14 protein-coding genes are annotated in these 16,724 nt (G+C 69.7%); 8 read left to right on the top strand and 6 right to left on the bottom strand.

The window, feature by feature from the left end; all coding sequences use genetic code 11:
• Positions 1-87: 87 nt before the first annotated feature.
• The gene (locus ACFFIO_RS12660) at positions 88-672 is read right to left on the bottom strand and encodes a Dps family protein (protein WP_378042279.1); all 585 of its coding nucleotides are present in this window, start codon (positions 670-672) and stop codon (positions 88-90) included.
• A 431-nt stretch (positions 673-1,103) separates the two neighbouring features.
• On the opposite strand from ACFFIO_RS12660, the gene dnaK reads away from it, so the two are divergent.
• The 5 genes from dnaK to ACFFIO_RS12635 all read left to right on the top strand — a co-directional run bounded on the left by dnaK (position 1,104) and on the right by ACFFIO_RS12635 (position 6,720).
• Positions 1,104-2,999 (top strand): molecular chaperone DnaK, encoded by a 1,896-nt coding sequence (gene dnaK / locus ACFFIO_RS12655; protein ID WP_378042277.1) that lies wholly within the window; start codon positions 1,104-1,106, stop codon positions 2,997-2,999.
• Between the two features lie 147 nt (positions 3,000-3,146).
• Positions 3,147-3,848: a nucleotide exchange factor GrpE gene (locus ACFFIO_RS12650; protein WP_378042276.1), complete on the top strand. Its 702-nt coding sequence runs from the start codon at positions 3,147-3,149 to the stop codon at positions 3,846-3,848.
• Positions 3,849-3,932: 84 nt separating this feature from the next.
• On the top strand, positions 3,933-4,934 hold the full coding sequence (locus ACFFIO_RS12645) for a DnaJ C-terminal domain-containing protein (RefSeq protein ID WP_378042275.1): 1,002 nt from the start codon (positions 3,933-3,935) through the stop codon (positions 4,932-4,934).
• Complete coding sequence (locus ACFFIO_RS12640) at positions 4,931-5,551, top strand: heat shock protein transcriptional repressor HspR (RefSeq protein ID WP_378042273.1); 621 nt, start codon at positions 4,931-4,933, stop codon at positions 5,549-5,551. Before ACFFIO_RS12645 ends, ACFFIO_RS12640 begins: the two co-directional genes overlap by 4 nt.
• Before the next feature lie 89 nt (positions 5,552-5,640).
• Positions 5,641-6,720 carry an alpha/beta hydrolase gene (locus ACFFIO_RS12635; protein WP_378042272.1) on the top strand — a complete coding sequence of 360 codons (1,080 nt, stop codon included), beginning with the start codon at positions 5,641-5,643 and terminating at the stop codon, positions 6,718-6,720.
• Positions 6,721-6,843: 123 nt separating this feature from the next.
• Here ACFFIO_RS12635 and ACFFIO_RS12630 read toward each other — a convergent pair whose 3' ends face one another.
• The 3 genes from ACFFIO_RS12630 to ACFFIO_RS12620 form a co-directional block, all read right to left on the bottom strand.
• On the bottom strand, positions 6,844-8,850 hold the full coding sequence (locus ACFFIO_RS12630; protein WP_378042270.1) for a BCCT family transporter: 2,007 nt from the start codon (positions 8,848-8,850) through the stop codon (positions 6,844-6,846).
• Positions 8,851-9,050: 200 nt separating this feature from the next.
• A complete protein-coding gene (gene trmB / locus ACFFIO_RS12625; protein WP_378042268.1) occupies positions 9,051-9,980 on the bottom strand; it encodes a tRNA (guanosine(46)-N7)-methyltransferase TrmB in 930 nt (309 codons plus the stop codon).
• A 48-nt stretch (positions 9,981-10,028) separates the two neighbouring features.
• Positions 10,029-12,215, bottom strand: a complete 2,187-nt coding sequence (locus tag ACFFIO_RS12620) for a penicillin-binding transpeptidase domain-containing protein (protein WP_378042266.1) — start codon at positions 12,213-12,215, stop codon at positions 10,029-10,031.
• Positions 12,216-12,280: 65 nt separating this feature from the next.
• On the opposite strand from ACFFIO_RS12620, the gene ACFFIO_RS12615 reads away from it, so the two are divergent.
• Positions 12,281-12,721 carry a YccF domain-containing protein gene (locus ACFFIO_RS12615; protein WP_378042264.1) on the top strand — a complete coding sequence of 147 codons (441 nt, stop codon included), beginning with the start codon at positions 12,281-12,283 and terminating at the stop codon, positions 12,719-12,721.
• 57 nt (positions 12,722-12,778) lie between these two features.
• On the opposite strand, the gene ACFFIO_RS12610 is transcribed toward ACFFIO_RS12615, so the two are convergent.
• A complete protein-coding gene (locus ACFFIO_RS12610) occupies positions 12,779-13,543 on the bottom strand; it encodes a DedA family protein (protein WP_378042262.1) in 765 nt (254 codons plus the stop codon).
• 73 nt (positions 13,544-13,616) lie between these two features.
• Between ACFFIO_RS12610 and ACFFIO_RS12605 the strand changes: the two genes are divergently transcribed.
• The gene (locus ACFFIO_RS12605; RefSeq protein ID WP_378042260.1) at positions 13,617-15,278 is read left to right on the top strand and encodes an alpha/beta-hydrolase family protein; all 1,662 of its coding nucleotides are present in this window, start codon (positions 13,617-13,619) and stop codon (positions 15,276-15,278) included.
• A 106-nt stretch (positions 15,279-15,384) separates the two neighbouring features.
• A complete protein-coding gene (locus ACFFIO_RS12600; RefSeq protein WP_378042258.1) occupies positions 15,385-15,942 on the top strand; it encodes a VOC family protein in 558 nt (185 codons plus the stop codon).
• A gap of 31 nt (positions 15,943-15,973) precedes the next feature.
• Here ACFFIO_RS12600 and ACFFIO_RS12595 read toward each other — a convergent pair whose 3' ends face one another.
• Positions 15,974-16,594, bottom strand: coding sequence for a class I SAM-dependent methyltransferase (locus tag ACFFIO_RS12595; protein WP_378042256.1), 621 nt, complete (start codon positions 16,592-16,594; stop codon positions 15,974-15,976).
• Positions 16,595-16,724 lie beyond the last annotated feature (130 nt).

Here is a 16,724-nt window from a genome sequence, read left to right as displayed (position 1 = left end):
TCTACTAACAGTCACTTAACCATCAGGTGTTGCGAGGACCCCTGGAAACCGCCTGATGACGGGGCCCTGCTGTGTGTCACGCGGTGATCAGGACTTCTTGGCCGCACCCTGCTTGGCCGCACTCTTCTCTGTGGTGGCGCCCGCCGTGCTCAGCTCGCCGGCGGCGTTGGTGAGGAAGGAGCGCAGGAACCACTGGAACTGCTCCAGGTCCCCGGTCTGTCCGGTGAGGATGTCCTCGGTGATCGGGTCCAGCTTGCCGGTCTCCTCGATGGCGTTGCGGTGGTCAGCGATCACGCCGTCGTAGACCTGGTCCAGCGCGGCGATGTGCTCAATGGTGTCGGCCCGGCCGAGGGAGTAGTCATCCCACGTTCGCTCGGCCACCAGGGCGCCGGGGGTGCCCCCGGGCGAGACCCCGAGCGTGGCGATGCGCTCGGCGATGACGTCGACGGCGGCGCGCACCTCGTCGATCTGGGGGTCGAGCATCTCGTGGACGCCGATGAAGTTCGGACCGACCACGTTCCAATGGGCGTGCTTGAGCGTCAGCTGGAGGTCGTTGAGGGCGTGGAGGCGCATCTGGAGGATCTCGGCGACGCGGTGCCCGTCCTCGATCTCCAGACCGGGCACGGTGTACTTGGCCTGGGTGTCCTTGGCCTTGCTGTTCTTCGCTGCCATCGTGACTCCTTTCGTGCGGCGCCGACTGTCGGTACTGCATTGCGCCGCTGTGTCGATCCCCTCACTCAAACACCCCGGTAGCTTGCCCGCAAGGCAACGAAGCCTCACCTTCGTTAATGTGACTTACTCAGAACAAGCGCGGAGTCGCCCCTGACGGCCCTCGATCGCCACTGCCGGGTGTGGGCGAAGCATGTCAGGGGGTCCGCCGGGAATGAATGCCGGAGGCCCGTGGTTATCACCAGCGAAGGCAAAGTTGAGTCAGGTTGGCTCAAGGCAGATTGACAGGGACCTCCTGGACATGAAACCTTGAGTCTTGAACGCTCAGGTGACTGGATGGCGGGGAAGCCCGCAGGCCCCGGCCATCAGTCCGGCACCATGCGGCGTCCGGCTCTCGCAGCCCTCGAATCGTCCGTCAAGGAAAGGAACCGCCCATGTCCCGTGCAGTGGGAATCGACCTCGGCACCACCAACTCTGTCGTCTCCGTCCTGGAGGGTGGCGACCCCGTCGTCATCGCCAACGCCGAAGGCTCCCGGACCACCCCGTCCGTCGTCGCCTTCTCGAAGTCCGGCGAGGTCCTCGTCGGTGAGATCGCCAAGCGCCAGGCCGTGAACAACCCCGAGCGCACCCTCGCCTCCGTCAAGCGCCACATGGGCACTGACTGGAGCACCGAGATGGATGGCAAGAAGTACACCGCGCAGGAGATCTCCGCGCGTACCCTGATGAAGCTCAAGCACGACGCCGAGGACTACTTGGGCGAGAAGGTCACCGACGCGGTCATCACCGTGCCGGCCTACTTCAACGACGCTGAGCGTCAGGCCACCAAGGAAGCCGGCGAGATCGCCGGCCTCAAGGTCTCCCGCATCATCAACGAGCCGACTGCGGCCGCGCTGGCCTATGGCCTGGAGAAGGGCAAGGAAGACGAGCTCATCCTGGTCTTCGACCTCGGCGGCGGCACCTTCGACGTCTCCCTGCTCGAGGTGGGCAAGGACGAGGATGACTTCTCCACCATCCAGGTCCGTTCCACCGCCGGTGACAACCGCCTCGGCGGCGACGACTGGGATCAGCGGGTCGTCGACTGGCTGCTGACCCAGGCCAAGTCCAAGGGAGCCGACCTGTCCAAGGACAAGATCGCCCTGCAGCGCCTGAAGGAAGCGGCGGAGCAGGCCAAGAAGGAACTGTCCTCCGCCACCTCCACCAACATCTCGCTGCAGTACCTGTCCGTGACCGCGGACGGCCCGGTGCACCTGGATGAGCACCTGTCCCGCGCCAAGTTCCAGGACCTGACCAAGGACCTGCTCGAGCGCACCCGCAAGCCGTTCGAGGACGTCATCAAGGAAGCCGGCGTGTCCGTCAAGGACATCGACCACGTGGTCCTCGTCGGCGGTTCCACCCGTATGCCGGCCGTGGCGGAGCTCGTCACCGAGATGACCGGCGGCCAGGAGCCGAACAAGGGCGTCAACCCGGACGAGGTCGTGGCGGTGGGTGCTGCCCTGCAGGCCGGTGTGCTCGCCGGTGAGCGCAAGGACGTGCTGCTGATCGACGTCACCCCGCTGTCCCTGGGCATCGAGACCAAGGGTGGCGTGATGACCAAGCTCATCGAGCGCAACACCGCGATCCCGACCAAGCGGTCCGAGACCTTCACGACCGCCGAGGACAACCAGCCCTCCGTGTCCATCCAGGTCTTCCAGGGCGAGCGCGAGTTCACCCGGGACAACAAGCCGCTGGGCACCTTCGAGCTGACCGGGATCGCCCCGGCTCCGCGCGGAATGCCGCAGGTCGAGGTCACCTTCGACATCGACGCCAACGGCATCGTCCACGTCTCCGCGAAGGACAAGGGCACCGGCACCGAGCAGTCCATGACGATCACCGGCGGCACCTCGCTGTCCGATGACGACATCGACCGCATGGTGAAGGACGCCGAGGCCCACGCTGCGGAGGACAAGGAGCGCCGCGAGGCCGCCGACCGCCGCAACCAGGCTGAGCAGACCGCGTACTCCGTGGACAAGCTGCTCGCGGACAACGGGGACAAGCTGCCCGAGGACATCAAGACCGAGGTCCAGGCCGACGTCGACGCCCTCAAGGCCGCCCTGGAGAAGCAGGACAACGATGATGAGGTGAAGGCCGCCTACGAGAAGCTGCAGGCGTCCCAGACCAAGATCGGTGAGGCCCTGTACGCCTCCCAGGCCTCCGAAGCCGGCGCTGCCGGGGCCGAGGGTGCTTCCGGTGCCGACTCCGGCACGGCCGGCGAGGACGAGGACATCGTCGACGCCGAGGTCGTGGACGAGGAGGAGCCGAAGGACGGCGAGTCCAAGGGCGAGTCCAAGTAAGGCCCGTCCCCCGTCGTTGATCCCTAGCTGATACCGGCCCGTCGTCCGACGGCGGGCCACCGGACCCGGGCCGGTCGGATCCTGTCCCTGCACCGTCAGGGCAGGGCCGGCCGGCCCCGGGGGTACCGGAGGAAAGGACCCCAGACCATGCCGAACCACGGTAATGAAGAAGACCGCGAGCGCGAGGAGCCGGTGAGCTTCCAGGACAAGCGCCGGATCGATCCGATGACCGGGAAGGTCCGCGAACCGGCGGGCCAGCCCGCCGGCGCCGCTGAAGAACAAACCAACAACGACGCCGGCTCCGGTGCGGCGGACGCGGACGGAGACGCGCTCTCCCAGGCCGAGCAGATCCTCAACAGTGTTGCCGATGCCTCCGACGAGGGCGTCATCGGCGCCCAGGACCCGGAGCTGGTCAGCGCCACCGCCCGCGAGGAGGAGCTGCGCAACGACCTGTTGCGCGTGCAGGCCGAGTTCGTGAACTACAAGCGCCGCGTGGACCGGGACCGGGACGTGTCCAAGGACAACGCCATCCAGTCGGTCCTGACGGCCCTGCTGCCCGTGCTGGACGACCTGGACGCCGCGCGCGCCGCGGGCGACCTCGCCGAGGGCCCGTTCGCCTCGATCGCCACCAAGTTCAGCTCGGTGCTCACCGGCTTCGGGCTGGAGCGGCAGGACCAGGACTCCCTGGTCGGCCAGCCGTTCGACCCGACCCGCCATGAGGCCATGCTGCGCCAGCCGAGCCAGGAGATCCCGGAGGAGCACGTCGTCCAGGTCTTCCGCAACGGCTACCTCCGCGGTGAGCGCGTCCTGCGCGCCGCCCAGGTGATGGTCTCCGCCGGCGAAGGCTGACCAGACCGCCGCAAGACAGGCCCCGCCGGACAGCCCCCGGGCTGAAGCGGAGGTGGCCACAGGACAGACAGGAAAGGAGGCACCATGGCCTCACAGGATTGGGTGGACAAGGACTTCTACGCCGTCCTCGGTGTCTCCAAGGACGCCTCGGAAGCGGACATCAAGAAGGCCTACCGGAAGCTGGCCCGCAAGTATCATCCGGACCAGAACCCGGGTGACGATGCCGCCGAGAAGAAGTTCAAGGAGGTCACGGAGGCCAACTCCGTGCTCTCCGACCCGGAGGAGCGTCAGCAGTACGACGCGATCCGGGCGATGGGATCGGGGGCACGGTTCTCCGCGCCCGGTTCCGGCGCGGGCGGCCCTGCCGGCGGCGGCTTCGAGGACATGTTCGGCGGACTGTTCAACACCGGCGCCGGCCGCAGCCGTTCCGGGCCGACCACCGGGGACATCCCGCCTGAGTTCGCCGATCTGTTCGGTGGTTTCGGCGGCCGCTCCGGTGGTTTCGGCGGCGGTGGCGGCTTCGGCGGCCCTCCGGCCAAGGGCGCGGATCGCACCGCCAGTACGAGCATCTCCTTCGCCGGGGCGATGCGTGGCACCACCATCTCCCTGCGGGCGGCGGACGGCGAGGTCATCGACGTCCGGATCCCCGCCGGCATCAAGGACGGCCAGAAGGTCCGCTCCCGTGGCAAGGGCTCGCCCGGGGCCGCTGGCGCCGGTGACCTGATCGTCACCGTCAGCGTGAAGGACCACCCGTTCTTCCACCGTGACGGCAACAACCTGCGCGTCCACGTGCCCATCTCCTTCGACGAGGCTGCCCTCGGCGCCACGATCGAGGTGCCTACGTTGGACGGCTCCGTGAGGGTCAAGGTTCCCGCCGGCTCGTCCTCCGGGCGCGTGCTGCGCGTCAAGGGCCGCGGCGTGAAACCCTCCAAGGGCTCGACGCCGGCCGGAGACCTCCTGGTCGAGCTCCAGGTTGAGGTGCCCGCCTCCCTGTCCGATGACGCCCGTGCCGCCGTGGAGGCCTTCGCCGCCGCGACCGCGGGACACCATCCGAGGGCGGGGCTGGCGGACAAGGCCCGGCTGTGACCACGTTCTGGGAGGAGCCGATCTACGTCATCTCGGTGGCAGCCGAGCTGGCGGATATGCATCCGCAGACGCTGCGCCAGTATGACCGGATCGGACTGGTGGTCCCGCAGCGCCAGGGTGGCCGGCAGCGCCGCTATTCGCGGCAGGACGTGGACCGGCTCCGCACCATCCAGCAGCTCAGCCGGGACGGCGTCTCCCTGGAGGGCATCCGCCGGATCGTGGAGCTGCAGGGCGAGGTCGAGCAGCTGCAGAACACCGTGGCGGAGCTCGCCGGGCAGATCCAGGCCTTCCAGGCCTACGCCCGCTACCCCCGCGTGTTCACCGCGGGAGCCACCGGGGACGTGACCAGTACCTTCGACGCCGGCTCGGCGGGATCGCAGCACGCCTCCCGCGCCCGGGACGCGGAGACGGCGGCCACCATCGAGCGCGCCCGCCGGGCCGCCCGGTGGCGCCGCCCGGCCGCGGCTCTGTCCGCCGCTCCCGGCATCTTCGAGATCACTGCGGGCCCCGGCCCCGCCTCCGGCACCACCGCCGGGAGCCGGCACTTCCCTGCCGAGGGATCGGAACCGCGCCCCGGCACGACGTCCACGGTGCGGATATGGAAACGCCAGGGCTGAGGCCGGAGCAACCGATCGAGCCGGCTGAGCCGGTCGGGCCTGACAAGCCGGCCACGCCTGACAAGCCGGCCACGCCTGACAAGCCGGCCATGCCTGACCAGCAGGTCGCGCCGGTTGCTCGCCGGGACATCTGGGACGCCGCCGAGCGGGCGGCCACCCGGGCCCGCCTCCGGGCGGACATGCGCCGTCGCCAGAGCCTCGGCCCACGCCAGAAGTCCGCCCTGGACGGTCTGGTGCACGCCTTGCAACCGGGCTCCATGGACGGCTCCTACCCGGAGCGGCATCTGCTGGCCTATGACCTCGGCACGGCCCTGCGACCGGCCTCCGCCGCCATCGCCGTGGGGGAGCCGTCCACCGCCAGCCATCTGACCTGGCAGGTCTCCGGCATGGGGATCTTCGTGCACACCGCCATGTGGGGGTCAGTCCGGGAAGCCGGGCAATTGTGGGCCGCCCAGCGGGAGGCCGGGGCGTCACTGCCGTGCGTGGTGGCCTGGCTCGGCTACCACCCGCCCGGCCCCTGGGGTGTGCTGTCCGGCCAGTCCGCCCTGCGCGGCGGAGCCCGGCTGGCCCGTCACCTGGACGGCTGGTTCGACTACCGAGAGCGGCTCGCTGCCGGCTCCACGCCCGCCGTTGAGACCGGCTCGTCGGTGGGGACCGGCTGGCCCCCTGCAACCGCACCGGGCGCTGGGACCGGGCGGGCGGGCGTCGGACCCCAGAGCGGGAGGGCGGCGCTTCCGCACACTGCCGTGGAAGCCCATTCCTACGGGAGCGTGGTGGCCGCGCGGGCCCTGCAGATCCTGCAGCGGCGCGAGCCGCCGCGCAGCCTGGATGCGCTGGTGGTGTCCGGCGTGGTGGGCCTGCCCCGCGACCTGGCGGACGATCCCGGGAAGCTCGGGCTGACGGCTGAGCACATCTACCTCGCGCTGGCGGAGACCGATTACCTGTCCCGGCTCGGGCGGCTGCTCTCGCGGCGGCCACGCTGGAACCGGTTCACACCGCTGGAGGTCGGGGCGGATGACTCGCGTGGTCTCGCCGGTGTGGTCGGACACAACACGTCGCGGCATCGGCCTGATTCCGGACCGATGCACCGCGGCTTCGGCTACCGGGACGTGGGAACCACCTCGCTGTACCGCATCGCCCGTGCGACGGCGGGCCTGCCCCTCGACTGAATCTCGGATCGTCCGGGTGCCACCGGAAGACAAGAACGCCCCGTTCTCCGCCGGTAGCCGGCGGAGGACGGAGCGCTTCGCACTGCACTGACTGTCCGGATGGCAGTCAGTGCAGTGCCGGAGTCAGCTGGTGGACGTTCCCCGGCCCGGCCGGCGGTCCTGGGCACCGGGGCCCGCGGCCTGGTCCTGGCTGGATGCCTCGTCAGCGCTGGCGTCAGCGGTGCTGCTGGCCGTGGCGGCGAGGGGCTCGGTGCCCTCCGGCGTCCAGCCGTCGGCGTAGGTTCCGGTCTCATAGTCGTAGTCGACCGGCTGACCCTCCTCGTCGGTGCGCTGGTACCACTCGGTGACCTGGTCAGAGGTGGAGTCGAAGTCGGCACCGGCACCGCGGCCCTCGGGGGCCTCGCGCACGGAGAGCTCGAAGTCGTCGCCGTGCTCCTCGATGCCGCGACGCACGGCGTTGGAGATGGCTGTCTTGGCGTAGTCACGGCGGATGGCCTCGGGGTCCGTGGACAGGTCCCGCAGGAAGGCGACCACCATGAGCAGCAGGATGACCGAGAACGGCAGGGCGATGAGGATGGTCAGGTTCTGCAGGCCGGTCAGGACGGTCTCGCCGCCGACCAGCAGCATCACCACCGCGATGCCCATCATGCACAGGCCCCAGAAGACCACCACGAGCTTGTTGGGCTCGGGGTTGCCGCGGGAGGACATGGTGCCCATGACCACGGAGGCCGAGTCGGCCGAGGTGATGAAGAAGATGGCCAGCACCGCGATCACGATGAACGGGGTGATCTGGGACAGCGGCAACTGGTCGAACAGGGTGAACAGCAGGGACTCCGCGGAGGCCGAGCCGTCGGTGCCCTCCACGCCGTTGCGGTTCATCCAGATGGCGGCGCCGCCGAAGATGGTGAAGGCGAAGATCAGGATGGAGGTCGGCACGCCCATGACCACCAGGACGAACTCCCGCAGCGTTCGGCCGCGGGAGATGCGGGCGATGAAGACGCCGACGAACGGGGTCCAGGCGATCCACCAGGCCCAGTAGAACCCGGTCCAGTAGGACTGGAAGTCCACCGTGTCCGCACCCCAGGACAGGGACTTGCCCATCATGGAGAACATCTCGTCCGCGTACTCCATGACGCCCGAGGGCAGCAGGTTCAGCAGGAAGAGGGTGGGCCCGGCGATGAACACGAACAGGATCAGGCCCAACGTCATCAGGATGTTGATGTTGGACAGGTAGCGGATGCCCCTGGCCACGCCGGAGACCGCGCTGATGATGAAGGCGGCGGTGAGCACCGCCAGGATGATGATGAGGCCGTTGTTGCCCAGGGGCCCGGCGCCGGAGATGATCTCCACGCCCTGACCGATCTGGATGGCGGCCAGTCCGAGCGTGGCGGCGGTGCCGAACAGGGTGGCGATGATCGCGAAGATGTCCACGATCTTGCCCGCCAGGCCGTCGGTCTGCCGGGCTCCGAAGAGGGTCCGGAACACCGAGCTGATCAGGGGGACGCGGCCGCGGCGGTAGGAGGCATAGGCGATGGCCCCGCCGACCAGGGCGTACATGGCCCAGGCGTGCAGGCCCCAGTGGAAGTGGGACTGGGCCATGGCCTGGTGCAGGGCGGAGTCCGTGCCGGCGGCCACGGTGTCCGGCGGCGGGGAGAGGTAGTGGGACAGGGGCTCGGAGGGACCGAAGAAGAAGATCCCGACGCCGATCCCCGCACCGAACATCATGGCCACCCACGAGAAGCGGGAGAACTCCGGTTCCTCGTCGTCACGGCCCAGGCGGATCTTGCCGAAACGGCTGAAGCCGATGAACAGCATGGCCCCGAGGGCCACGATGGCGGTGATGTTCAGCAGCCAGCCGGCGTTGGTCATGGACCAGCCGAAGGCGGAGGCGGAGACCTCGGACACGGACTCCGGTGCCATGACGCCCCACGTCACGAAGGCGACGATCAGCGCACCCGTGATGCCGAAGACGAGCTTGTCCAGGCCGAAGCGGTTGCGCTGCTCGTCCACGCCGATGCCGGGCACCAGGCCGGGGTGGATGTCGTGCGGGTACATCCCGACGGCACCGGAATTCTCCGGCGGGCTCTTCTGCTGACTGGGTGTGGCAGGGGAGGGGGTGGCGTCGGGCACCGGGGTCCCTTCGGTCGTGACCAGCCCAGGGTAACGCGCAGACCGGACCTGCCGGGCGCTACGCTGGCGCCCTGGGGGAGGCCGGTGGATGATTCGGCCTCCCAGTATCCCTGTCCGATGGTGCTGGCGCAAAGGCGGGGGCGCCGAAGTGGTGTCTCGGGGTGATCTGCCGAGGGCCCTACTCCGGTGCGGGCAGGCGGCTAGAGGCGGACGTACGTGAGATCGAACACGAGCCGTCCCGCGCGCAGCGCCTTGTTCTCGAAACTGGTCAGCGGGCGGCCCTCGAACCGGGGCGCCCAGCCTCCCTCGTGGTCCACGGGGTCCTCCAGGCCGGCCCCGGAACTCGCCTCGCTGACCCCGGCACGAGCCGAGCCGGTGCGGGGTGCGATGGGTTGTGCCCCGACCTCCAGTTCCCTGCCCTCCAGCCGGACCCGGGTCAGCGGAGAGTCCTCTCCGGTGGCGCGGCCCGGATGGGCGTTGGCCAGCTGCGGGTGGGCCTCCATGGCGGAGCGCATGTGCACGGCGTAGCTGGACCAGTCCGTGGCCAGGCGCAGCACGCCGCCGGGGGCCAGGACCCGGGCCACGCGGTCGGCGAAGGCCGGGCTGACGAGGCGGCGCTTGTGGTGGCGGGTCTTGTGCCACGGATCTGGGAAGAACACCCAGATCTCCTGCACCGCGCCGGCGGGCAGCAGACGGTCCAGGACCTCGGGGGCGTTCGCCTGGACGCCGCGGACGTTCTCCAGACCCTCGTCCTCGACCCGCACGAGCAGGGCGGCGAGACCGGGGGTGTAGACCTCCACCGAGATGAAGTCCCACTTCGGGTGGTCGATCGCCCCCTGGGCGGTGGACTCCCCGAGGCCGGAGCCGATGTCCACCACGAGCGGGGCAGTCCGGCCGAAGACCTGGTCCCAGTGGATGTCCGTCCCCTCGGCCACGGACGTGGTGGCGCGGTCCCGGGGCACATCCACGATGTACTTGCCGTGGGAACGATCCCACGTCTTCTGGCGGCGTGGGTTCAACCGCTCGCCGCGGCGCACGAAGGACACCGGCTCGGTGCGGTAGAGCTCCGGATCGGGTCGGTTGTTGTGCCCGTGGGCGTGCTGCGCGGGGGCGGGATGTTCGCTGGTCATGAGGACTTCAAGGGTACCGGGAGATCAGTGGGGGAATCGGCCCCGGGGTCACCCCTCCGAGGGGATGATCTCCTCCACGGCGGTCAGGAAGTCCCGGACCACTGGACCGTTGTCATGGCCGCCGCCGAGCCCCTCGTTGAAGAACAGGGCCACCGCCAGGTCACCGTGGACCGCGACCAGCCAGGTGTGGGCCAGGTCCTCCCCGTCGGCGACGAACTGGGCCGTGCCGGTCTTGGCCAGCACGGGAGCACCCGGGACGTCCTGCAGCATCTCGGCGGTGCCGGTCTCCACCACCCCGGACATCAGTGCCTGCAACTGCTCGGCCTCGTCGGCCGTGACCCCTGACTCCGGGGCGGCGGGGGCCTCCACGGCCGGATCGGTCACGAAGAGGGGGCGAACCGTCTGCCCGGCGGCCACGGAGGCGGCCACGGTGGCCATGCCCAGCGGCGAGGCCTCCACGACGCCCTGGCCGAAGAGGTTGGCGGCGTGCTCGGTTCCGGTGGAGTCGTCCGGGACAGACCCGAGGAAGGCGGAGTCGAGCCCGGTCACCGGCTCGGCGGTCAGCCCCAGCGCCTCGGCGGCCTCGGCCTCGTCGGCGGCGCTGATCTCCTCGTGGGCGCCCACGAAGACGGTGTTGCAGGACTCGGCGAAGGCCTCGGAGAACGGGATCTCGCCCACGGACGCATCCGGGTAACCGTCATAGTTGCCCACCACCATGCCGCCCACATTGAGCGTCTCCGGGCACTGCACCGTGTCCCCGGGGGCGATCCCGGACCGCAGCATGGCCAGGGCGGTGACGACCTTGAACGTGGATCCCGGTGCGTAGGACCCGGACACGGCCACGGGCCACCCCTCGGGACTGGAGGCCGCGGCGAGCACCTGCCCGTCCGAGGGCCGCAGGGCCACCAGGCCGGCCGGCACGTCCGAGGCGGCGACGACGGCCTCAGCCTCCTCCTGCACGCGCCGGTCCAGCGTGGACGTCAGGTCCTCACCCGGGATCGGATCGGTGCTGAAGACCGGCCCGTCCGGTGCCGTCGGCGTGGCGGCCGCGGTAGCGCTGGGGGAGCTGGAGCTGCCCGTCCCGGACTCATCGGTGTCCGGCTGGTCCGGGTTGTCGATGGTGATCTGCACCCCGGGGGTGCCGGCCAGGTGGTCCTCCCACGTGGCCTGCAGGCCGGACAGGCCGACCTCGACTCCGGCCTCCAACTCGCCCTCGGAGGCCTCGACCTGCTCGGCGTTGGGTTCACCGTAGGTGCCCAGCACGTCCCGCGCGAAGGCGCGGGTGGGAGCCAGGACGGCGGTGTCCTCGAGGACCCGGCCGCCCGGGATGGCCAGCAACTGGTCTGCCGGGATCTCCGTGTCCCCGTTGTTGCGCACCGTGATGGCCTGAACGAAGGCCTTCTCTCCGGCGGCCTCAGCTTGCGCCACGAAGGCGTCCTCGACCACCCCGGCGACCTCGGCCACCTGGCGGGCGGCATCGGCCAAGGCGTCCGGGTCATCGGCCTCGAGGTGGGACTTGTCCAGCCCGAGGATGGCCACGTCCCGTTCCATCATGAGTTCCTCGCCCGCGCCGTCGAGGATGCTGCCACGCTCGGCGGGGACCGTCGTGAGGTTGACGGTGCCGCCCTCGGCCAGTTGCGGCACGACCGTCTCCGGGGCCAGCTCCACGAGCCATTCCTGGGCTTCCTCGTCCCACTGCATCTCGGCGGTGGTCTCATAGGACCAGGTCCGTTCCGATCCAGTGCCTGCGCTGGCCTCTTCACCCGCACGGGCCTGGTCGCCTGCGCCGGCTTCACCGGCGCCGGGGCTCTCGTCAGCACTGGCCCCGGCGTCTGCATCAGCATCGTCGCCATCGAGCTGCCAGTCGACGGTCAAGGTGGCGGTGGCACGGTCGTTGTCCTCGCCGTCCACCTCAGCAGAGGCCACGGTGACCGTGCGGTCCACGTCCTCCAGGTCCGCCAGCGCCTCGGTGAGCTGCTCGGGGACGTCCTCGGACTCCGGTGTCAGGGACACGGTGGAGTAGTCGCCCGAGGAGATCGCTCCGGCCAGGGCCGTGGCGGTCTCCTGCGGTGCGGGGCGGGAATCACCGAAACAGCCGGTGGCGGTCAGCATCAGGGCGACCGAGAGGCCGAGCACCGCCGCGGGACGGCCGAAGCGGGCGGAACCGAGAGGACGGGCGGCCCGGCTGGACGGCTGGAGAGGACGGGAACGGCCCGTTGACTGGTGGTTCTGCATGAAATCTCCTGACAAGGCTCCAGCCAGAGTAGCCGCTGACCCGGACCTGCTGGGAGCATGGTCCCATGAACCGTCCCCTGAACCTCATCCTGAACATCATCTGGCTGGTCTTCGGCGGCCTGTGGCTGGCCCTGGGCTACTTCCTGGCCGGACTCATCTGCTGCATCCTCATTGTCACCATCCCCTTCGGCATCGCCTCGTTCCGGATCGCGGGGTACGCCCTGTGGCCCTTCGGCCGCGTGGTGGTGGACACCCAGCCGGGCATGGGCGTCTTCACCGGCCTGGGGAACATCATCTGGTTCATCGTGGCCGGCGTCTGGATCGCCATCGGCCACGTGCTGACCGCCATCCCCATGTTCATCTCGATCATCGGCATCCCGTTGGGCATCGCCAACCTGCGTATGATCCCGGTCTCGCTCCTGCCCCTGGGCAAGAAGGTCATGGACTCCGGTGAGGCACGCTCACTGCCGCAGTACCTCCCGGCCGCCCAGGCCGGCTACCGGTAATCCGCCGGAGCGCTACTTGCGGCCCCCAGAGTGTGGATGGGGAGCAGATGGAGATGGCTACTTGCGGCCGTGCTGGGACTCGGCGAGGAGGGCCTCCATGCGGGCCACGGCCTCGTCTGCCGAGGGCGCCACGTAGTTCGGGTCCTTGGCGCGCCGCCGGTTGCGCAGGATGCGGGCGGTCACCCACCAGGCGATGAACACGATCACGGCGATCAGCACGAGGTTGGAGAAGACGTCCGCGTAGTCGGACACCAGGTGCCAGTTGTCCCCGAGCTGGAAGCCCGCCCAGACGAAGATGGTGTTCCAGATGCCGGAGCCGATCAGCGTGAAGAGGGTGAACAGCCACAGGTTCATGCGCTCGATGCCGGCCGGGATGGAGATCAGCGAACGGAAGATCGGGACCATGCGGCCCAGCAGCACGGTCCAGTAGCCGTGGCGGTTGAACCAGCGCTCGGTCTTCTCGACGTCCTCGATGTCCACGAGCGGCAGCCAGTCGGCGATCCTGTACAGCCGCCGGCGGCCCAGCCACGCGCCGAGGCCGTAGAGCATGAGGGCGCCCAGCACGGAACCCACGGTGGCCCAGATCAGGGCCTCCCACGGGCTGAAGGCACCGCCGGCCGCGGTGAAGCCGGCCAGGGGCAGGATCAGCTCCGAGGGGATCGGCGGGAAGAGGTTCTCGGCGAAAACGGCCAGCGCCACACCGATCGGGCCGATGGTCTCCATGATCGAGACGACGATGTCGCCGAGCCAGCCATAGGAGGCTTCGCCCGTGGACCCGGTGGCGGATCCGGCGGCTGATGCGGTGGCGATCGAAAGCGTCATGCGCACCATTCTCCCGGACCACAGGGCCGAACACCGAACCGACGGGCCGAGGAGGGCAGGCATAATGGGAGGTATGCGTTTCAAACCCGACGCGGCCGGGCTGGTCGGAGCCCACGTCATGAGTTGGGTCTCACTGTCCCCCAGTTTCATTCCGCGCACGTGGTGGATGACGGCCGTGAACACCGGAATATCCCAGACCTTCGGCTATGTGGTCGGCGCCGCCGGCACGGCAGCGGCTCGGGCCGTCGGCCGGCAGCTCGGGATCGAGATCAGGATCGACGAGGAGAAGGCCCGGCCCGCCACCGAGGCCCTGCCGTGGCTCATGTTCGGCATCAGCGGGCTGTCCTGGCTGCGCAACCTCAGGGCCCAGACCGAGATCGCCGGCCTGATGGAGGCCCGCCCCATCCGCAGCCGAGAGCACATGGTGGGCGTGGTCGGCGGCCTGGCCCTGACCGCCGGACTCGTCTCGGTCGGCCGGGGCATCAACTCGATCGCCACCAACCTCTCCTCGGCGCTCAAGCCGGTGATGCCCGCCCCGGTCGCCGCGGCCATCGGCGCGGGGGCCACGGCCACGGGGACGGCCTTCGTGCTGGACAAGGTGGTCTACCGCCGGCTCCTGGAGTGGCTGTCCAAGACCGCCCAGGAGACCAACGCCAAGCTGCTGCCGGGCCGGGTCCGCCCGGTGGAACCCGAACGCTCCGGCTCCACCGCCTCCTTCGAGGACTGGAGCACCCTGGGCGCCAAGGGGCAGGCCGTCGTCTCGGACGGGCCCCGCGCCGTGGACATCGAAGAGGCCACCGGCAAGCCGGCCCTGACACCCATCCGGGCCTATGCCGGGTGGCGCGAGGGGCGGGACCTGGAGGAGACCGCAGCGGCCGTCGTCGCCGAACTGCACCGCACCGGGGGCTTCGACCGCGAGGTGCTCCTGGTGCTGACCACCACGGGGACCGGCTGGCTGCAGGAATGGTCCGCCTCCTCCGTGGAGTTCCTCACCGGCGGCAACTGCGCACTGGCATCCATGCAGTACACCTACCTGCCCTCCGGCGTGGCCTTCATCGCCGACCGGATCTCACCCGTGCTGGCCGCCCGCGCCCTGCTCGCCGCGATCGAGGAGGAGCTGGAACAACGCCCCCCGGAGCGTCGGCCGAAGCTGCTGGTCGGCGGAGAATCACTGGGCGCCCTCGGGGGTACCAAGGCCTTCGAGGGCCTTGAGGACATGATCGGCCGCGTGGACGGTGCCGTCTGGTCCGGCCTGCCGCGGTTCGCCGAGTTCTGGGAGTCCCTCGTGCCGTTCCGCCGGCGGGGAACCCCGGAGATCGCCCCCGTGATCGACGACGGCCGGCACGTCCGATTTGCGACGCGGCCCGAGGACCTGGTCACCGATGTCACCGGTGTCCCCTACGGTGCGTGGGACAGCCCCCGGATCGTGGTGGCCCAGCACGCCTCCGACCCTGTGGTGTGGTGGAGCCCGGACCTACTGTGGCGCAAGCCCGACTGGGCCAAGGAGAAGGCCGGCTCGGATGTCTCCCGCAGCCTGCAGTGGCAGCCCTGGGTGACGTTCTGGCAGGTGGCCTCGGACATGCCGCAGTCCGTTTCCGTGCCCGGCGGCCACGGCCACCGGTACGTGGAGGACATGCTCCAGTACTGGGCCGCCGTCCTGGGTCAGGACCCGCTGACGGACTACTCGACCATCGCCCAGGCGATTCGCCGGACGATCGTCCCGAACTTCGCCTGAGCCCGTTCGGATCTGCCTGGGTCTGTCTGGGTCTGGCTGCATCGGCCGGTGTCTGGCTGGCGGCGAATGGTGGACCCACTTCGGCAGCGAGGCGGACACTGGACGTATGAGCGCGCCACGCCCCACCACCGCCACCGCACACCAGCTCGTCACCTGCCTGTGGTTCACCGGGCAGGCGGAGGAGGCCGCCCGGTTCTACGTGGAGGCCTTCGCCGGATACCGCCCCGACACCCACGTGGGCGCCGTCCACCGCAGCAACATCGATGTGGCGCCGCAGGGGGAGACCGTGCTGGAGCGCGGTGAGGTGCTGACGGTGGACTTCACGCTGGACGGCCAGCGCTTCGTGGCGCTCAACGGCTCGACCGAACCGGTGCCCTACACGGACGCCGTCTCCTTCCAGGTCCTGTGTGCGAACCAGCAGGAGATCGACCACTTCTGGACGGCCCTGACTGCAGGAGGCGGGCAGGAGGTCGCGTGCGGGTGGGTCACTGACCGCTACGGGGTGCGCTGGCAGGTGGTCCCGCAGGTGCTGTTCGAGTTGCTGGCCGGTGAGGACCAGGACGCGGCGGCCCGGGTGCAGAGCGCCATGATGGGCATGACGAAGTTCAGCATCGAAGGCCTGATGGACGCGGCCAAGGACGCCTACGGGGCCGAGGAGGAGTAGCCGGCGCCGGAGTGCCGGGCCGCAGTGGGGATCAGCGGGAGAGGACCGCGACGAGGAAGTCGGCGTCGTCGGTGAAGGGGTCGAGCTGCCACGAGGAGAACTGGCCCTGGCAATGGAAGCCGGCCCGGCCGGCGTCGTCCACGAAATCGGCGAAGTCATAGCCGCGCCCGGCCCCGAAGCCGATCACCGCACGGCCGCCGTCCCGCAGCAGGCCGCGCAGGTGGCGCAGCACGTCCCCGCGTGAGGACGGGGAGAGGAAGCCGAAGACGTTGCCGGCGGAGAAGACGAGGTCGAACGGCTCGGACTCGCCCAGGGTGGCCAGGGCCTCCGCGTCCAGTGACTCGAGATCCGCCACGTACCAGTCGGCCTCGGGATGGTCCTCGTTCGCGACCTCGATGAGGTGCTCGTCCAGGTCCACACCCGTCACCTGGTGGCCGCTCCTCGCCAGGTAGCCGCCCACGCGGCCGGTGCCGCAGCCGGCGTCGAGGATCCGGGAGCCGCGGGAGGCCATCGCATCGATGAGCCGGGCCTCCCCGTCCAGGTCCATACCCTCGGAGGCCAGGCGGCGCCAGCGCTCGGCATAGCGGCGGGAGTGCTCGGGATCGTTGGCCACCATGGTGGCCCAGAGGTTCTGGCTCGCGTTCTCATCCATCACCCCAGTATCGCCCCTGGCCGCCCAGGTCCGCCCGGGTTGATCCGGGTTTGTCCGGCCACGATGGACCGAGGTTACCGATCGGTCTCCCCGTGGGCCCCGTGTGCCTATAGGCTGACCTTGGAACCAG

Origin of the sequence: Citricoccus parietis (genome assembly GCF_042433045.1) — a bacterium.
Lineage (GTDB): Bacteria > Actinomycetota > Actinomycetes > Actinomycetales > Micrococcaceae > Citricoccus > Citricoccus parietis.
This window is presented reverse-complemented; position numbering and strand designations above follow the sequence as displayed.